The organism is uncultured Algoriphagus sp., from assembly GCF_963974835.1.
GTDB lineage: Bacteria > Bacteroidota > Bacteroidia > Cytophagales > Cyclobacteriaceae > Algoriphagus.
The window spans coordinates 321,349-339,836 of the sequence record NZ_CAXBET010000002.1 but is presented as its reverse complement, the minus strand read 5'-3'; the positions used below and the strand labels follow the sequence as shown (position 1 = coordinate 339,836).

Here is an 18,488-nt window from a genome sequence, read left to right as displayed (position 1 = left end):
AACTAAATTCTTTCATTTAGAATTATGTCCTGTTCTCCGAAGTATAAGCCCTATCAGACTATATTTTTCAGTGTAATTCTAAAAAATGTGCGCATCACTAATACCTAATTTCGCCCCTAAACCTCCATTAGTTTCCATTTGCCTTTTCTGAAAAAGAATAAGGATACCAATGAGTGGAAACTATGGCTAAATGCAATGGAAATAAATATTCCTAAATGAGCCAGGCCAAACGTAAAAGCAAGGACATAAGCCAGCGGAATCTCGATAAACCAAAGCACTCCTATGTTGATCCACGCCGGAGTCCTGGTATCTCCTGCCCCATTAAATGCCTGAGTCAACACCATGCCCACCGCAAAGAACACATAACCTAAAACAACAACCCAAAGTCCCTGAGCAGCCACGGCTTGGACTTCTGGAATATCAGTAAAAAAGCCAGCCAGTTGCTGGTTAAAAAGCAAGTACACTCCTGTCACGGATGCCATAAAAGTCACGGTATATCTAGTCGTCAGCCACACAGCCTTCTCTGCACGATCGGGTTGCCTGGCTCCCAAGTTTTGGCCCACTAAAGTAGATGCAGCACCGGATAAACCCCAAGCAGGCAATAACGTGAAAATCAATACTCTAAAAGCTATGGTAAATCCAGCCAATGAGGCTGAACCAAACTCGGCATTCATGCGGGTTAGCGCAATCCAAGAAACAGAATCTATCAAAAACTGACCCATTCCACCCGCTGCTATTTCCATGATTTTCTTGATGATTTCCCAAGAGATAACGATGTTTTCTTTAAGGATTTTCAGCTTATGCTTTCCATTGAAAAGATGGTATAGCTGATATACCACGCCTACACCTCTGCCAAAAGTAGTGGCTATCGCAGCGCCTTCCAGTCCAAGTCCCTCTATATTCCCAACCCCAAAAATCAGAATTGGGTCTAAGACCATATTCAAGCCATTTGCAATCCAAAGTGATCTCATCGCATGATGTGCCTGACCAGCACCCCGGAATGCCCCATTCAAAAGAAATAAAAGCATAATCGCAGTATTTCCTGCGAAAATTATCCGGGTATAATTTACTCCTGTTTCGATCACCTTTGCCTCAGCTCCCATCAGTCCCAAAACATCAGGGGCGAAAACCCAGCCTAGGATTCCCAGAATAATTGATATCACACCACCTACGATAAGCAATTGAAATGCTGCTGCTCCGGCCTCCTTGTATTCTTTCTCACCAAATCTTCTAGCGATCAAAGCGGTGGCGGCCATACTGATTCCAAATCCCATCGCATATACAAGCACCACCACAGACTCGGTAAGTCCCACGGTAGCTATGGCATGCTCGCCAAGTTTGGCTACAAAGAAGATATCAACTACAGCAAAAGCTGATTCCATCATCATCTCCAGGATCATGGGAATTGCTAAAACGAAAATGGCTGTTTTTAAAGAGAGACTTGTAAAATCCTGCTCTTTACCCTGCAGGGCATCTTTGATTAATTGCCAGGTCATTTGGTGGTTGGAAAAATTTTGAAGAGCAAAAGAAAGAAATTTTCTGAGTATCAGGTAGCAGGCAGAGTTATTAAAGAGTTACTAATCGCATATTGGACACATTTTGTCGCTTTTAGCCCAAGTTTCACTTCTTAGAATCAACTTCTCTATTCTCATAATTTGTGTATCTGCTTTTCTGCAAGCGGAGAGACCGAAGCATTATTGGTATTGGTTAACACTATCGCTAAGGCCGATTCAGCCTGTCCCGCCAGTGCGGGAGTCACCCGTCTTCGGTCTCACAGCAGGGTGAGCAAAGGAATTTTGGCTAATTCCATCTTTTCGGGCTTCGAGATTTATCAATGCACCGAATTTCTATCCACAATTACATGCGCATTCGGGTGTAACCAAAGCAATGAAGCCGGCAAATCCGTTCTAATTTTTCCCTCCAGTAATAAATCCAAAGCTGGCTTTTTGCCTTTTCCAGTGATAAAGAGAATAACCATTTTCGAAGCCATGATATTCCCAATACCCAGCGTCATTCCTTCAGAAAGAGGAATTCCGACTTTCTCAATCATTCCACTTGCCAAAGTAACCGGATGTAGTTTAGCCACATGGCAATCAGGCTGAAGGAACTCGGCAGGTTCGTTTAAAGCAATATGTCCGTTTATACCAATGCCCAGAATGCAAATATCTATTCCTTCATGTTGTGAAATCTCATCTTGAATCCTGTCACACTCAGAAGCTGGATCATCGGTTTCTACATTGAACGAGATATATCGATCCTGACCAATCCTCAATTTTTTAAGCAATTTTTCCTGAATATCATACTCTGAAGTAAAGGTCGAATCATCTGTTAATCCTACCCATTCATCAAGTTTGATCACTTTCATCCAGTCAAAAAAACCATGAGAATCTGCATGCTTCTCTACCATTAATTCATACAATCCAGCAGGGGAATTCCCACTAGCTGCGCAAAAAAGCAAATCCGGATTTATCTCAACTTCTGCGTGCACAAGCTCACCTCCGAGCAGAGACATTTCTTCGTAGTTTTTGCAATAATGAATTTTCATAGTTCTGAGATGAAGTGTTAATTTTTAATCTACTAATCTGAAACGGGAAAATCACCCGATTCCTGCTCCCAGCCAATCTCCCCGATGGCGGATGGTTCTGATTTTCCAGTGCCCCGTTCTGTAGTAAATGTAGGCGACCAGTGCCGCGATGAAATTGGAAATAGGAAAAGCCCACCAGATGCCTTCATATGCTAAAGTAGTTTTTTGGGAAAGAACAAAAGCGGTAGGAAAGCGCACTATCCACAAACTGAAGATAGAAATCAATAAGGAAGCCTGGGTAAATCTGGCACCATTGAAAAGTCCATTCAGCACTTGGTTCACTCCCAACAGTCCAAAACTCGGAGCCATAATTCTAATAAAAGTAGCCCCATCCCTGATCACTTCCGGATCATTTGGCACAAAGAAAGCCGTGAGCGTCTCAGCAAATGCAAATAGCAGAAGCCCGATTCCAGTCAATCCAAAAAACGCTACTTTCACACTGAGATTTCCTATGCTTTCTGCACGTTTGATTCTGGACGCACCAATATTCTGGCCCACCATAGTAGTTGTAGCCATAGCCAAGCCCTGCGCCGGTACAATTACCAAACTGAGAATTCTAGCTCCGATTCCATAAGCTGCTACGATTTCACTTCCAAAACCTGTCACCAACATCACCAAAACAGTCAACACAGCTGATCTGGAAGATTGCTCCAAACTGGCCGGGATGCCCAATTCAAACATGCGCTTAATCCAGGAAAAGTCTGGCTTCATATCTGCCAAGCGGATTTTCACGCCCTTTTTACCTTTAAACAATATCCCTATCCCAACTACAGCCGATAGACCCTGAGTCATAATACTTGCGACTGCTGCTCCAGCCACTCCATATCCGTGGATGGGGCCAAAGCCAAAAATAAAAAGTGGATCCAAAACCAGATTTAGGAGGACAGTTCCCATCACGATGTACATAGGCATCAGTACATTCCCTATTCCACGCATGAGTGACTGGAAAGTGAAAAACATAAAGAGAAACACAAATCCGAAAGATGAAACTTGGAAATATTTGACAGAATCATCTAATGTTTCTGGACCAGCTCCCACCAGATTCATCAAAGGTGATGCACCTATATAGCCCAATACTGCAAGCATTGCAGAGACAAAGAAGATCACTAAAACAGTTTGGGAAGCGCTGTAATCAATCATTCGCTGATCTTTAGCGCCTTTGTACTGGGAAACGATTACTGTGCCGGCAAGTGTCAATCCCGCGCCTAAAGAAAGCACCAGAAACAATATAGGAAAACTGATACTTACAGCAGCCACAGCATTGGCCCCAAGCCTACCCAGCCAAAATGTATCAATTAACTGATATGCTGTCTGGAGAATATTGGCCATGATAATCGGCCACGCCAAGGTAAAAAGGCTTTTGATTAAATTCCCTTGTGACAAATCTGATTTTTTCCTCATGCAACTGACCTCTTACTTTTTACTTGAAATTCCAAGATGCCAGTAAAATTCTGGAATTAGAAATCTGGAGCTGCAGAAGAATAGATTTTGGACAGAATTTAAGTATTGCAGCCATTATATTTTCATCCTCCAAAATTTTCCAAATCTAATTCACACTTCCAAAGTCAGATTTTTTATTTACCCTGATTTAAAGAAAATGGATGATCATTTAACTGTGCTGCTAACCGTTGCATTTTATCCTAATAATCAGGAAATTAAGCTAAAGTTTTACTTAGGTTTTTCTTAAATTTTTAAGCCATGGCTAGAAAGTTTTCAGATTTGCATTGTCACAATCATATGCGGGCGCATCTCCACATGCAGGAGAAAAGGGAAGTGTTTGAAGGAAAGGAAGAATTCAGTCCCTGGACCGTAATTTCATCCAATAGAGCAGGATACGTCAAGGGAAAAATGGGAGCATCCTACAGCCAATGTGATCTGGTGAAAGCATGGAATGGCAATGTTCGCCTGACTTTCAACTCCCTCTATCCACTGGAGCGGCAGTTCGTGCTGGGATTGGATAAGATCAATTCTGTCGATCTACTTAATATCGCTGTGGGAATCAGCACACATGATAAACTTCCTCTTCGTGATCTGATCCAGATTTTTTACATGCGCATTCCGCTAGAGACAGTGAATTATGTGCAATCCAATTCTTATGACTATTGGGAATCTCTCAAGCGGGAATTTGAATTTGTGCTGATGGATTCGGGGAAGACCATTGAATCAAATAAAATCCATACTTCGGGTATTTTGAGGAGGATTTTTGAAAATGAAAAGAAGCGAAAAACCAAATTCAACAAGGAGCTCTGGGCAGAAAATGCCCGCTACCTAATTCCTGAATCAACGAAAGAACTGGAAGAATCTCTTCAAAATGATGATGAGATCACGATGATTCTCACTATTGAAGGTTCCCATGCCCTTGGAACTGACCTTTTGGAAAAGGGAAGAATCTCAATCGAAGAAATCTCAAAGCGAATTCAAGAGATTAAGCACGAATGGAAAGTACCGGTTTTCTTCATGACTTTTTCCCATCATTTCAACAACAACCTATGCGGCCACGCGCACTCTATTCCCGATAAGGGAAAAATCCTTTTAAATCAGGTTCATAATATGAATAAAGGGTTCACTGACTTTGGAAAAAGGATCGTGCTGGAGCTATTGGGATTGGACCAAAATCTCGAAAAAGACCCTAGGCTAGGTTATCGTATTTTGATAGACGTCAAGCACATGAGTGCCTGCGGGAGAATGGAATATTACCAAGAGATTATTCTACCCTGTCTAGCCAAAGGCGATAAAATCCCTGTCATCGCTTCCCATTGTGGATTTTCTGGAGTTCAGACCCTACAAAAACATATAGATTGCTTTGATCTGGAAAAGGATGATTTCTGTGATGAAAGTAAAAAATTCAATGCCTGGAACATCAACGTCTGTGAAGAAGATATAGAGATGATCGTAAAAACAGATGGACTTTTTGGGCTTTCCTTCGATCAGCGAATTCTTGGGATCACGAAGGAAAATAAGAAGTCTAGGCGAAATGGTATAGAACTGCTCTGGGACAATATAGAAGGAATAGCCAAGTCAGCTTATGCAAATCCTAAGCTTAGCGAAGCAGAGAAGGTAAAAGTCTGGAAGTGCATGACGCTGGGTACCGATTTCGAAGGACTAATCGATCCCATTGACCACTATCCAACTGTGCTGGAATTTCAGCTTTTTTCCAGCAACCTGATTTTTACTATAGAGCAAGCCAGAAAGGATCCGAACGCAACACATCTTGCTCACCTGAAAACACGTGAAGATACTGAAGCATTGGTTGATGACTTTTGCTATAATAATGCGGAGGCTTTTGTGAGGGCAAACTATCCTAAGTAAAAAGAAGGGATTTACGAAATATGAAATACGAATTATGTCATTACTAAACTGTGGATCTCATTTTATATCCTGCCATTTTGGATAGTTCGAATCTCTTTCCGACCCATAACCCAATTTGTTAGTAAGAATAATAAAATATGGAATTTACAATATAAAAATCAGGGTGTCAGGCTGAGCGAAGTCGAAGCCACTTTGGATGAAATGGTAAGTTCTGTCCTCGACTTCGCTCGGACTGACAGCCCTTATGGTTAATAGATCGAAGCAAAATAGCCATTATACTTATTCTAATATCTATCTACTTGTTTCCTTTGTCTTGATACTTATGCCTTAAATCTTCCTACTCCCAAAAACCTACTCTTCACCAAAAATCTCCTTTACTACCCAGCCTTTTCCCCAGTCTTCCCTCTCCTGCTCAGTCCAGAGTTCCGGATAAAACATAACTTTCTGAAAGCGCGGAGGAAGGTATTTTTGCCAGTTGGTGCCGCCGGTAGCCGCTATATCGACAGGATCTCTCTGAAGAAAACGAACAGCAGATTTATAGTGAGCCAACGGCCAGAATACATTAGCCTTCAGGTCAAACTGCTTCATGGTCTCCGTTAATTCATCTGAAGGATCAGGCAGATCTATATACTTTTGCCAAAGGTTTTTGCGTCTATAGGCATCAATCAGATCCATCAGTTTTTTACTGTATTTCGCCTCAAAATTCTTTAAGGTCAAGGTCTTCTCCCCAGTTGCCAATTCGACCGCTCCCTGCTGCCAATAAAGGTTTTCGAAGATAACATCGGTTGGCGTATGGAAATCCGGATCTGTTCGCTTATCCAAGGCCACTAGATTAAAAGCATCTGCAGCCATTAATTCTATTTCCCTGAATTGTGCGCTTTGAAAACCACTGGCAGGAAGCAAGGACATGCGGAATTTAAGAAATTGCTCCTGCTCCATCCCTTTCCACATCATCGCAAAAGACCCGATCAGTTGGTCAAAATACATGTTGATCCGCTCCAATCTCGCTTTGAAAAATCCCTCCGTAATCGGCTGCAATTCAGCAATCTGCTCCATCTCAGAGATAATCAACTTAAAGTATAACTCTGTGATCTGATGATAGATAATAAAGATCTTCTCGTCTTTGAATGAAGTCTTGGGCTGCTGCAGCGAGAGCAGCACGTCAAGATTAATATAGTCCCAGTAAGCCAGATAATCAGCATACTGCAAGCCTTCCAGGTAAGAGAGCATATCTTGCCCAGAAGCTTTGAATTTCTTCTGAAGAAGTTCAATTTTATCCAAAATCTTGGGATCAAATTGCGATTCCGCCATGAGTATTTTTTAATGGATTTGATAGTTTTTTAGCCCCTTTTGAAGTTACTTAGAATCGATTAAAGAGCATAAATTCCCGACAAAAATCACAGATTCATATTTATAAACCAAAAATAACATGGAGTCAGTAGAAATCCGAAAGTCAATGAAGCAGGACACTTTTGAAGGTGTTGATTTTTTAGATCTGGATGACCTGCTCACTGATGAGCATAAATTAATCCGAACCTCGATAAGGGATTTTGTAAAAAAAGAGATCTCTCCCTACATAGAAGACTGGGCTCAGAAGGCTCACTTCCCCACTGAAATCGTCAAGAAATTCGGTGATGTAGGCGCTTTTGGACCGCAGATTCCTGAGCAATATGGAGGCGGTGGATTGGACTATATCGCTTATGGATTGATCATGCAAGAAATCGAACGCGGTGACTCCGGCATGCGCTCTACCGCATCTGTGCAAGGTTCGCTGGTGATGTATCCTATCTATAAATTCGGTTCGGAAGAACAGCGAAACAAATACCTACCAAAACTGGCTTCAGGAGAAATGCTGGGCTGCTTCGGTCTTACTGAGTCAGATCACGGTTCCAACCCATCTGGCATGGTCACCAACTTCAAAGATATGGGCGATCATTACTTGCTGAATGGTGCCAAAATGTGGATTTCAAATTCTCCCAAAGCGGATATTGCCGTGGTCTGGGCAAAAAATGAAGAAGGCCGAATTCACGGTTTAATCGTGGAACGGGGAATGGAAGGATTCACCACGCCGGAAACTCATGGCAAATGGTCGCTTCGGGCTTCCTGCACTGGGGAATTGGTTTTTGATAACGTGAAAGTGCCAAAGGAAAATCTCCTTCCTGGCAAATCAGGTTTGGGTGCTCCACTAATGTGCTTAGATTCTGCACGATTTGGAATCGCCTGGGGAGCGATCGGCGCTGCGATGGACTGTTATGAGTCTGCGAGAAAGTACGCCGCTGAGCGCATCCAATTCGGTAAACCCATCGCAGGTTTTCAATTGGTGCAGAAGAAACTTTCCGAAATGCTTACTGAAATCACCAAAGCCCAACTCCTAGCCTGGAAAGTCGGTAAGATGATGAATACCGGAAAAGCCAAAACTGTCCATATCTCCATGGCAAAACGAAACAATGTGGAAATGGCGCTCAACATCGCCCGGGAAGCAAGACAAATCCATGGTGGAATGGGAATCACAGGAGAATATCCGATTATGCGTCATATGATGAATCTGGAATCGGTGATTACCTATGAGGGAACACATGATATCCACTTGCTGATATTGGGCCAGGAGATTACTGGGATTCCTGCTTTTGTGTGAGGTTTTTAACCACTAAAGCAAAGAATAGCGAAATTATGAGACAATAAACTATTGATTTAAATCTGATTATTTGATTCTTATCAATTATAAATCATATCTTTCTATAAAATTTCCTTTAAAGTCAAAATATAGAACTAAAGAATAAATTTACGTATACAATACAATTTTATGAATAAAAAGAAATCTAATGGATCTAAAGTCCTACCCAAGCACACAGTTGTTGAACAAACATTCAGAGAAGTAGAAGTTGTACTTGATTATGGTAAATATCAAAATTGTAAATTTTATGATTGTATTATGACTTATTATGCTTCAGGTCCGATAAGTATAACTGGATGTCAATTTTTAGGGTGCAAATGGAACTTTTCAGGCTCTGCTAGTTTAACTTTAGATTTTTTAATGAATATATATACTCAAGAGGGGTCAGGGAGAGAGTTAGTAGAGTCGACCTTTGAAAACATAAGGAAGGGTAGGAAAAATGTCCTTTGACTGGAATAACTATGTTAAGTTAGGAAACTCTCTCTCAAAGCAGAATGGGGAGGAGTATAAAAGAACTGCAATTAGTCGGATATATTATGGGGTTTTGAATTTGTCAAGGGAGGTGATTAAACCAGTTTCTACTGAAAAATTCAATAGAAAACATATTTGGACTCAAGAACAGTTCAGTAAATATGGAAAGCCAGAGTCTAACCAAATTGCCGCTATTCTCCGCAGGTTAAAAAAAAAGAGAGAAAAAGCAGACTATGAAAATTTTGCTGCTGATCTGGATAAAGAACTTCTATTTACCCAAATCGAAGCCAAACGACTTCAGCAATTGATAGAAAAATTTAAAAATAATTACTTAGACAAACTCAATGTCTAAAACAACGAAATCATACTCAAATATCTCTGGACATTCACTTTCCAATAAACACAATTGTAACGAAGCCTCATCAGGATTGCCATCAAACAATATAGTTAAAAGCAGCTGAGTATTAACACTATCTTCGGGATCTTCGTAATATTCAAGTTTCAGTGGACATTTTGGAAAAAACCGGCTAATGGCATTTTTAAATGCTAAAAGAGCATTATAAGAATTTCCATGTTGATTGATATAATCGATTAAAGGATCTAAATCTTCAATTAAATAGCTACTCGTAACTTCTGGATATTTATATCCCACATAAATCTGAGAGATGTTTATAAGTTCTTTTATCTCAATATTATTCTTTTCAAATAATTCATCTAGTGAAAAGGATAAAGTCCCATCGATTTGGCCATCAAATTCGATCTTGTGACCAAATTCTTCTTTTTCTATTTCAAAATCTGTTGAATTCATTTCTTCAGAAAATTTCATTTATTGACAATATACTTCAAATATAATGTTATTATTAAATCGCCTTGTAATTTGAATTATCTTCTTAGCAATTTCTTATTACAAAGATACAGCTAATAAAAGTATGTGCGAAAAGAGATGATAATTTTTCTTATCTAAATTGATTGTGGATGTCAGTCAATAAAGCCTCATAAAATTAAATGCCCTCCCCCAAATCCAAACAAATCCTTCGAATCCTATTTATCCTTGCAAGCATAGGTTCGTTGTATTTTGTTCCTTGGACTTTGGTGAAGGCATGGATTTTACCCCTACCCGATTCGGTTCAGGAGCAGTTGGAAGAGGGAGTTGAGCAGGGCTTTGACGGAATGATTGTTTATGTGGATCAAGGCGGGAAGCCTCCAGAGTTCTATGCCGCTGGCTGGCATGATCGGGAAAAGAAAATACCTGCTTACCCAGAAGCTTTGTTTAAGATCGCCAGTATTAGCAAGCTTTACGTAGCTGTGGCTGTCGCTAAACTGGTAAAAGATGGCCAACTGTCTTTGGACAAAACTCTGGCTGAGTACTTTCCGGAATTGGATGGCAGAATTGAGAATGCGGATAAAATCACCCTTAGAATGCTGGTGCAGCATAGATCCGGCATTCCCGATTATTCCCGCACCCCTAACTATTGGGTAGATCCTCCGATAGCCAATAGTGATAATCTTGAATTGGTATTAGACACCCCTGCTGACTTTGCTCCTGATAAGAGCTATGAATATTCCAATACCAATTACTTATTGATCGGGGAGCTCCTTGATAATGCACTGGGATATAGCCATCATCGGTATATCAAAGAGGAAATTTTGAACCCGCTTGGACTCAATAATACGTACAGCTTGGTTAGTGATGTGGATGATTTGCATGAGGTGATGAGCGGATATTATGTGGGGTATGATGAGGATTTGAAATACAATGAATTCATCAACGCCGCTGGATCCATGGTTGCTACCGCCGAAGATGTGGGCGTTTTCCTTCGGGCATTAAATGATGGTTCGGTGTTCAAGGAAGGCGAGCAGCAGATCTATTCGGATATTTATGTCTATGAACATACTGGTTTGCTTCCAGGGTATCAGAGTATCGCCAAGTACCACAAAGACATTGATACAGTCATTATCCAGTTTAATAATACTACAAACTTTGATGGCTATGATTGGAGCTTGGCAGAAATCATCTACAATCGTGTGCTGAAGATTGTGAAGAAAAATATAGAGGGGTAAATCAATTTTTGAGAAAATTCTCTTGTTACAATTACCCCCTTGAAAATTTCTGAAGTAGTAATGACTACATTCCATTAGACAAAATTCAGGAAAGTCATAGCATAAGAACAACTGGAGCGATCCTTAATTTCAACTTTAGACTATCCTACTCCACCCTACTTTTCAGCAGGAATAACTGCACCGGATTGAGCGGATCATTACTGAATATATAGATGTTGCGTTGATCTATTCCCTTTCTACCTTTTGGATCGAAAACCACTTTAAGTTCAATCGATTCTCCCGGATCAAGAGTAAGCTTCGGGATTTCCAGTTTTAGGCAATCACAATTCCCCTGAACTTTCTTGATTTCCAACACTTGCTTTCCCCTATTGCTCAATACCACATTCTCTACCTGGATTTGAGTTGATTTGATCGTCCTTAAATCTCTCTCTTTTGGATCAATGACCAGTTGAGGCACTATATTCAAGTTATCCTTGGCAAAGGGCGCATAATATTCAAACACATCTGCCATCACCTCCAGCTGGATAAACGTGGTGCTATCCTTCCAGTTAATCGATACCTGATCCTCAAAAAATCCCAGATCATTTTTCAAAGCACCATCGTAAAGAATCTGAAGTAATCCTCTGTCATTTGGCAAAATAGCCTCTGTTAGCTGTGACACCTGTATGTACTCCGGACCTATAAATTCAAGGCTATCTTTCATCAAGATATTAGAGCCAAAATTATAAACCTCCACTTGCTTCAGTTTTGGTTCATTGTTGAAAACCTCCCCGACATTGACCTTCGAAAGTCTAAATCCTAAATCTCCCTTTCTGGTTTTATAAGTAGCCTCAGGATCACTGGCACGTGGCAGAGCAGTTCCTTCTATGTAAAGTGTGTCCTGCACACCCATAAGATTGCCTTTTACCACGATCATTCGGGAAAAATAACCAGCTCCTGATGAAGGATCAAAAGAAACTCTCAAGGTCCCACTTTCCCCAACAACTAAAGTATCCTTGGTATAATCTACAGTTGTGCATCCGCAATCCGTCCAGACTTTTTCTATGAAAAAAATAGAATCCTGTGTGTGGGCAAACTCGAACTCAGCTATCTGCGGACCCTGCTCCTCGAGGACAGTTCCCAGATCCACTTTGTTCACAGTCCAGATCAACTTAGGAGTGATAGTATCTTGAGCCAGTGTGAGTTGGGAGAAAAAAGAAAGGATTAAGAGAGTATATAGGGTCTTTTCTATTCTGATCATGACCGCAATTAACGCATAATTTCAAACGTATTCAGGTCTGTTTTACTTAATTTGCAACAAAATCAGACCAATGGCAAGAGTATTAACAGGCATTCAAAGTAGCGGCAGACCACACTTGGGAAATATCCTGGGAGCAATCGTCCCTGCTATTGAATTGATAAAAGAGAACAAGGAAGAATCCTTTATTTTCATAGCTGATCTGCACTCCCTTACTACGTCCAAGGATGGGGAGGTAAGAAAGCAAAACACACTTGCTGTGGCTGCGGCATGGCTAGCGTTCGGGTTGGATATAGAGCACACGACTTTTTATAGACAGTCCAGAAGACCTGAAGTAGCTGAATTGAATTGGTATCTGAACTGCTTCACTCCTTTTCCCATGCTGGCAAATTCACACAGTTTTAAGGACAAGGCTGAAAAACTTTCAGATGTAAATGCTGGACTATTCACTTATCCTGTGCTCATGGCTTCGGATATATTACTGTATTCCGCGGACCTCGTGCCTGTAGGAAAAGATCAGATGCAACATTTGGAAATGACGAGAGATATAGCTTCGACATTTAATAGAATTGTGGGTGAGGATATCCTCACAATACCCGAAGCCAGAATCGACGAGGCGGTAAAGACTATTCCAGGCACAGATGGTCAAAAGATGAGCAAGTCGTATAATAACTTCATTGATATTTTCCTACCAGAAAAAGCCCTGAAGAAAAATATTAACAGCATCGTCACAGACAGTAAGGAATTGGAAGAGCCAAAAGATCCAGATTCTGACAATGTATTTAAGCTTTACAGCCTCATAGCCTCAGAAGAGCAAACTAAGCAGATGCGGGCAAATTACGAAGCTGGAAACTACGGCTATGGCCATGCTAAGAAAGAATTTCTTCAACTGATTTTGGAAAAATATAAGAAGGAGCGAGAATTATTTGATTTCTATATGAATCATCCTGAGGAAATCGAAATGAAGCTTGCCGCAGGCGAGGAAAAGGCCAAAGCAGTTGGCGCTGAATTGCTTGATAAAGTAAGAGTAAAGCTGGGATTTAAGTGATCTCTCGTAAAGACGCTATTTTTAAAAATTCGATAATTACACCCGAAGACAATTCAAAGGGTGCCTCGAAGGATTGATATACTAATTTTTAAAAAATGGCTCCTTCATATTTTGAAGGAGCCATTTTCGATAATAGAGCAGTATGCCATATGTTGACAGAAATATATTGATCAGGTTGAAGTTCTAAACAAATTCTTTAAAAACCACCGTAGCATTATGTCCACCAAAACCGAATGTGTTGCTCAAAGCAACTTTTACCTTTTTCTTTAGCGCAGTCTTAGTGACGATTTGTATTCCATCAGGAATTGCAGCATCAAGTTTTTCAGTATTGATAGTTGGTGGCACTACACCATCAGTGATCGCTTTTACGGAGAAAACTGCCTCTATTGCTCCCGCAGCTCCCAGCAGATGACCTGTCATGGATTTGGTAGCTGAGATATGCAAGTTCTCATAGTTCCCATCAAGTAATTTTGAAATAGCCTTGATTTCACTTAAGTCTCCTGTAGGGGTGGAAGTCGCATGTGCATTCAGGTAATCTACATCCTGAATAGTCAATCCTGCTTCCTCCAAAGCAAACTTCATACAGTGATAAGCTCCTGCTCCGTCAGGATGCGTGGCGGTAAGATGATATGCATCGGCTGTCATGGCCGCTCCTACAACCTCGCCGTATATTTTAGCTCCTCGGTTTTTGGCATGCTCATACTCTTCAAGAACTAAGGCAGCAGCTCCTTCTCCCATTACGAAGCCATCGCGACCACCGTCAAATGGTCTTGCTGCCACGGTAGGATTTTCATTTCGTGTGGAAAGTGCTTTCAAGGCATTGAAGCCGCCCATTGAGGCTTCAGTAATTGGAGCATCCGAACCACCGGTTATAATCACTTTGGCCTTTCCCCACTTGATATAATTAAAAGCGTCCATTATGGCACTGTTTGAAGATGCGCAGGCGGTGACAGCCGTGTAGTTGATTCCCATCAGTCCAAACTTCATAGAGATCACACCGGAAGCCATGTTCACCAAATACTTTGGGATAAAGAAAGGGTTGAATCTAGGGCTGAGGTCGTTGCCTACAAACTCCTTCATTTCATACTCCAAGGTGTTCATTCCTCCCTGGCTTGTGCCCCAGATCACACCGGCATCGAAGGGGGAATTCAATTTGGAAACATCCAAATCTGAGTCTTCCATTGCTTCTGCAGCTGCATAAAGAGCATATTGGGTATATAAATCAGATCTCTTGATCTCGTTTCTATCAAGCTTTAGTGTGGGATCAAAATTCTTGATTTCACATGCAAATCTGGTCTTGAATTTTTCAGCATTGAAATAAGTAATTGGGCCGGCACCACTTTTCCCTTCTTTAGCATTTGCCCAATTGGTCTTCACATCATTCCCTAGAGCAGATAAAGCTCCTAGACCCGTGATAACTACTCTTTTTGAATTCATTGGTTTATATTTTCATACTCCAAGGCATGCTCATCAGAACTGAACAAGCTTTTCAATTTAAATAAATTTAGTTGTGGGTTTCACCTAAATTGAAAATACTTATATAACTGGATTAAACAACCTTTGAACAGTACAAAACCTGGCTATTCACCAGGCAATCTTAGTGTATAGTTTATGTCAAATTGAAATCACAAATCTGATGTCCTGAATATATCTTATCTACTTCTCCAAAGGTCTTTCAACTGACGACCATTGATCAGCATCACAAAGCGGGCTGGATTCGGAATCAGTACGATGCGAACGTCCTGCTTATCGAATTGCTCCGACTCGATAGGCACGCCCTGCTGGCCAGACACTTCATAACTGATAACTCCATTAGCATCCGGAAGCAAAGGTTTGTAGGCGTTGGCAATATATGCCGTAGGCAAAAGTATATCAGTATCAGACTTCAACTTATCCTGAATTTTCTCGATTTCAGCTTCAAGTCTGTCCTCATAGTTTTCGTTAAAATCATCTTCCAGGTCATGAAGCTCTTCTTCCAGATCATCATAGCTTTCGTCGCTATAATCCATAGCTGCCAGTTGATTTCTTTTTTCTACTATTTCGGTAAGCTCCTTATCCAGCGTATCCCAATTCATTCTGTTAGTTTTTTTTGATTTGAAGTGCAAAGATGGGGAATCCCTTTTTTTATGAAGAACTATTTTCAAGAAATTAACTCACCAAAAGTATTTTTCCATTTCTTCCCGGCTTATGGTAAGCCTTAATGGCAGCTTTAACCTCCGTAAGCGGATATTTACCCTCTATTTCTACCCTAAAATCTTCCTGCATAAGAAATGCTCGGGTTTCTTGGTAGAGTTCCGCTCTTTCCTCATCACTTATTCTTTGCAAAATACTACTCAGCCAAAATCCTTCTATCGTTATTTCTTTGAAAATCATCATTCCTGTATTTACAGGCATATTCTGCAAGCTCAGAACACCAAAGACATACATCTTTCCAAACTGCTTGATGCATGACAAGGCTTTGGCTCCAAGTTCTCCACCTACGGCATCAAAAACCGCAGCTATACCTTCAGGAACCTCATTTGAAATGGATTTTTTCAGATCTTCTTTTTCAGTATTTATTGCCAAGTCAGCGCCTAGTTCGGCTAAATAGTTCTTCTGCTCATCGTGCCGAACTGTGCAGGCTACTTTAATGCCTCTGGCTTTTGCGATCTGAATGGCAAATTTCCCGAAAGCCGAAGCTCCTGCGGTCAGCAAAAGCCATTCTCCAGCTTTAAGTTTAGATTTATTTACCAAGGCTACTGCAGTGACTGGATTTACGAAAGCTTGGCAGGCGACGTCAAAAGTCATACCCTCAGGTATGGGAATTACCTGCTTTACAGGAAGGGTGATATATTCTCTCCAAGTCCCCTTATTCGTACCCTGTGCCGTGAACATCACTCTGGTACCTACCGGAACTTTACCCTCCGCGTCAGCTTTGCTTACTATTCCTGCAGCTTCAAATCCTGCGCTACTCGGTAAGTCTGGCTGTATGCCATATTTTCCATGAATAAACATCAGATCAGAAGGATTGATATTTCTGGCCTTCACTTGAATCTGAACCTCGTGGGATTTCGGCTCAGGGGCCTCTGATTCTCTTACTTGCAGCACATCCTCTGGCTTTCCTGTCTTTTCAAAAATTACTTCCACCATGACTAGTTGTATTTAAGTTTTTCTGAGCGATAGAATAAAACTATCGATATATTCTGTGATGCATCCCCTCGCCCATCCATTTTTTTCTAACTTGAAAGAAGAAAAAGGTGGTTAGTTCCTTTCTTGCCAATTAGCTGACCCAAGTATTTTGGGTATAAAACCACTGAACAAGACCATTCCTGCCAACTTAATCATTTTATCAATCATGGGTAGTTGGGACTAGAAATGCAAAAACATAAAATATTCAAACTATGGATTTATCTACACTTTTTTCACTGAATGGAAAAGTAGCTTTAATCACCGGAGCTAGCAAAGGAATCGGTTTTTGTATAGCTGAGATTTTTGCGGCTGCCGGAGCAAAAGTAGTCTTATGCAGTAGAAAGCAGGAGTCTGTAGATGAAATGGCATCCAAGCTAAAAGAAAAAGGATACGAAGCTATGGGTATTGCCTGCAATGTGGGACATATCGAGAGTTTGCCTGAATTAGTAGATAAGACAGTAGAAAAATATGGGCAGCTGGACATATTAGTGAACAATGCAGCTACCAATCCTGTATTTGGTCCCGTGCATGAAACTAGCACAGAAGCATTTGACAAAATCATGAATGTAAACCTGAAAGCGCCATTTGAACTATCCAAATTATGCTGGCCACATCTCAGAAAATCCTCAAATGCCTCGGTAATCAACATCAGTTCCATTGGAGCGATTTCCCCGGAGCACGGATTGGGAATCTATAGTGTGAGCAAAGCAGCATTGATCTCAATGACCAAAGTTTTGGCCAAGGAATGGGGAGAATCCAAAATCCGCGTCAATGCTATTTGTCCGGGATTGATCGAAACCAAATTTTCCGAACCACTCTGGTCCAATGATAAAATAATGGAAATGGTAATGAAAAAACTCCCAATAAAGCGCGCGGGTACTGCCGAGGAAATTGGCGCGATGGCTTTATTTTTAGCTTCATCGGCCACATCTTATACCACGGGATCTGTCTTCACCGCTGACGGAGGCTTTACCATTTAAGTTTTTAGACATAGCAAATCGACTTACAAAACTGATTCAGCAAGAGTAAATTATGAATATTTCCAACATTTGCATTCTTGGAGCGGGTATCCTTGGTTCTAAAATAGGTCTTCAGGCTGCACTTTCTGGCTTTCATGTCACAGTATATGATCTACATGAAAATAGCCTGAAAAGCTCCCTGGCATCGATGCAAAAAATAGTAACCCATCTCATCAAATCCGGGGAAATAACAAATTCCCAAGGACAGGAGGCAATACAAAAAATCTCTTTCACTCTAGATCCTATTGCTGCGGTGGAAAACGCAGATCTTATCAGCGAAAGCGTCACGGAAGATCTAGAGATAAAAAAAGAGGTATGGAGGAAGTTTGGAAAATTGGCTCCGGACAAAACCATTTTTACTACCAACACAAGCTACTTAATCCCTTCAATGCTGGCGGAGGATAGCGGAAGACCTGAAAAATTTTGCGCATTTCACTTCCATGACGTTTTTAATTCCAGAGTAGTAGACATCATGCCACACTTAGGAACTTCGGCGGAGATAGTTACTGTACTGAAAGATGTAGGAAGAAAGCTAAATCAAATTCCGATCTTGGTGAATAAAGAGCATTCTGGCTATATTTTCAATACGCTGTTAATAGCCTGGATCGATGCTGCAGGAAGATTACTAACTGGAGAAATAGCTGAAATTGAAGCTATTGACAAATCCTGGATGGTGAATTTTGGTGTTTCTGCCGGTCCCTTTGGAATCTTGGACAATGTAGGGTTGGATACTGCGTGGCATATTACCAACTCTAAAAGAAACCCTTCTTCAAAAGCTTTTGCAGCACTACTTAAAACATACATCGACCAGGGAAAACTAGGAACAAAATCGGGAGAAGGCTTCTATTCTTATCCTCATCCGAAGTATAAAGACCCTGATTTTCTGAAATAGCAAAGTCCTCGCAAAAAAAAGAATC

General features: G+C 40.9%; 17 protein-coding genes. 8 read left to right on the top strand and 9 right to left on the bottom strand.

The window, feature by feature from the left end; all coding sequences use genetic code 11:
- Nucleotides 1-116: 116 nt before the first annotated feature.
- The 3 genes from AACZ73_RS07485 to AACZ73_RS07475 form a co-directional block, all read right to left on the bottom strand.
- Complete coding sequence (locus AACZ73_RS07485; protein ID WP_339876813.1) at nt 117-1,496, bottom strand: MATE family efflux transporter; 1,380 nt, start codon at nt 1,494-1,496, stop codon at nt 117-119.
- Between the two features lie 335 nt (nt 1,497-1,831).
- A complete protein-coding gene (locus tag AACZ73_RS07480; RefSeq protein WP_339876811.1) occupies nt 1,832-2,545 on the bottom strand; it encodes a 6-phosphogluconolactonase in 714 nt (237 codons plus the stop codon).
- 51 nt (nt 2,546-2,596) lie between these two features.
- Nucleotides 2,597-3,985 carry an MATE family efflux transporter gene (locus AACZ73_RS07475; RefSeq protein ID WP_339876810.1) on the bottom strand — a complete coding sequence of 463 codons (1,389 nt, stop codon included), beginning with the start codon at nt 3,983-3,985 and terminating at the stop codon, nt 2,597-2,599.
- A gap of 297 nt (nt 3,986-4,282) precedes the next feature.
- On the opposite strand from AACZ73_RS07475, the gene AACZ73_RS07470 reads away from it, so the two are divergent.
- The gene (locus tag AACZ73_RS07470) at nt 4,283-5,893 is read left to right on the top strand and encodes a hypothetical protein (protein ID WP_339876808.1); all 1,611 of its coding nucleotides are present in this window, start codon (nt 4,283-4,285) and stop codon (nt 5,891-5,893) included.
- Between the two features lie 351 nt (nt 5,894-6,244).
- Here AACZ73_RS07470 and AACZ73_RS07465 read toward each other — a convergent pair whose 3' ends face one another.
- Nucleotides 6,245-7,204, bottom strand: coding sequence for a tryptophan 2,3-dioxygenase family protein (locus tag AACZ73_RS07465; protein ID WP_339876806.1), 960 nt, complete (start codon nt 7,202-7,204; stop codon nt 6,245-6,247).
- 118 nt (nt 7,205-7,322) lie between these two features.
- Between AACZ73_RS07465 and AACZ73_RS07460 the strand changes: the two genes are divergently transcribed.
- The 3 genes from AACZ73_RS07460 (at nt 7,323) to AACZ73_RS07450 (ending at nt 9,390) form a co-directional block, all read left to right on the top strand.
- On the top strand, nt 7,323-8,528 hold the full coding sequence (locus tag AACZ73_RS07460; protein ID WP_339876804.1) for an acyl-CoA dehydrogenase family protein: 1,206 nt from the start codon (nt 7,323-7,325) through the stop codon (nt 8,526-8,528).
- A 168-nt stretch (nt 8,529-8,696) separates the two neighbouring features.
- On the top strand, nt 8,697-9,017 hold the full coding sequence (locus AACZ73_RS07455; protein WP_339876802.1) for a hypothetical protein: 321 nt from the start codon (nt 8,697-8,699) through the stop codon (nt 9,015-9,017).
- The gene (locus AACZ73_RS07450; protein WP_339876800.1) at nt 9,007-9,390 is read left to right on the top strand and encodes a hypothetical protein; all 384 of its coding nucleotides are present in this window, start codon (nt 9,007-9,009) and stop codon (nt 9,388-9,390) included. Before AACZ73_RS07455 ends, AACZ73_RS07450 begins: the two co-directional genes overlap by 11 nt.
- Here AACZ73_RS07450 and AACZ73_RS07445 read toward each other — a convergent pair.
- A complete protein-coding gene (locus AACZ73_RS07445; protein ID WP_339876798.1) occupies nt 9,370-9,864 on the bottom strand; it encodes a hypothetical protein in 495 nt (164 codons plus the stop codon). The two genes, AACZ73_RS07450 and AACZ73_RS07445, sit on opposite strands and share 21 nt — an antisense overlap.
- Before the next feature lie 179 nt (nt 9,865-10,043).
- Here AACZ73_RS07445 and AACZ73_RS07440 point away from each other — a divergent pair, with 179 nt between their 5' ends.
- Nucleotides 10,044-11,099: a serine hydrolase domain-containing protein gene (locus AACZ73_RS07440; protein ID WP_339876796.1), complete on the top strand. Its 1,056-nt coding sequence runs from the start codon at nt 10,044-10,046 to the stop codon at nt 11,097-11,099.
- A gap of 145 nt (nt 11,100-11,244) precedes the next feature.
- Here AACZ73_RS07440 and AACZ73_RS07435 read toward each other — a convergent pair whose 3' ends face one another.
- A complete protein-coding gene (locus AACZ73_RS07435; protein WP_339876794.1) occupies nt 11,245-12,339 on the bottom strand; it encodes a DUF1573 domain-containing protein in 1,095 nt (364 codons plus the stop codon).
- Nucleotides 12,340-12,409: 70 nt separating this feature from the next.
- On the opposite strand from AACZ73_RS07435, the gene trpS reads away from it, so the two are divergent.
- On the top strand, nt 12,410-13,384 hold the full coding sequence (trpS, locus tag AACZ73_RS07430) for a tryptophan--tRNA ligase (RefSeq protein WP_339876792.1): 975 nt from the start codon (nt 12,410-12,412) through the stop codon (nt 13,382-13,384).
- 183 nt (nt 13,385-13,567) lie between these two features.
- Here the strand turns inward: trpS and fabF are convergent, their stop codons facing one another.
- From fabF to AACZ73_RS07415, 3 genes are all read right to left on the bottom strand, one after another.
- Nucleotides 13,568-14,821 (bottom strand): beta-ketoacyl-ACP synthase II, encoded by a 1,254-nt coding sequence (fabF, locus tag AACZ73_RS07425; RefSeq protein WP_339876790.1) that lies wholly within the window; start codon nt 14,819-14,821, stop codon nt 13,568-13,570.
- Nucleotides 14,822-15,036: 215 nt separating this feature from the next.
- A complete protein-coding gene (locus tag AACZ73_RS07420; RefSeq protein ID WP_339876789.1) occupies nt 15,037-15,459 on the bottom strand; it encodes a hypothetical protein in 423 nt (140 codons plus the stop codon).
- Between the two features lie 73 nt (nt 15,460-15,532).
- On the bottom strand, nt 15,533-16,513 hold the full coding sequence (locus tag AACZ73_RS07415; protein WP_339876788.1) for a zinc-dependent alcohol dehydrogenase family protein: 981 nt from the start codon (nt 16,511-16,513) through the stop codon (nt 15,533-15,535).
- Nucleotides 16,514-16,764: 251 nt separating this feature from the next.
- On the opposite strand from AACZ73_RS07415, the gene AACZ73_RS07410 reads away from it, so the two are divergent.
- Entirely contained in the window at nt 16,765-17,532 is a 768-nt protein-coding gene (locus AACZ73_RS07410) for a glucose 1-dehydrogenase (RefSeq protein ID WP_339876786.1), read from the top strand.
- Between the two features lie 52 nt (nt 17,533-17,584).
- The gene (locus tag AACZ73_RS07405; RefSeq protein WP_339876785.1) at nt 17,585-18,463 is read left to right on the top strand and encodes a 3-hydroxyacyl-CoA dehydrogenase; all 879 of its coding nucleotides are present in this window, start codon (nt 17,585-17,587) and stop codon (nt 18,461-18,463) included.
- The last annotated feature ends 25 nt before the right edge of the window (nt 18,464-18,488 follow it).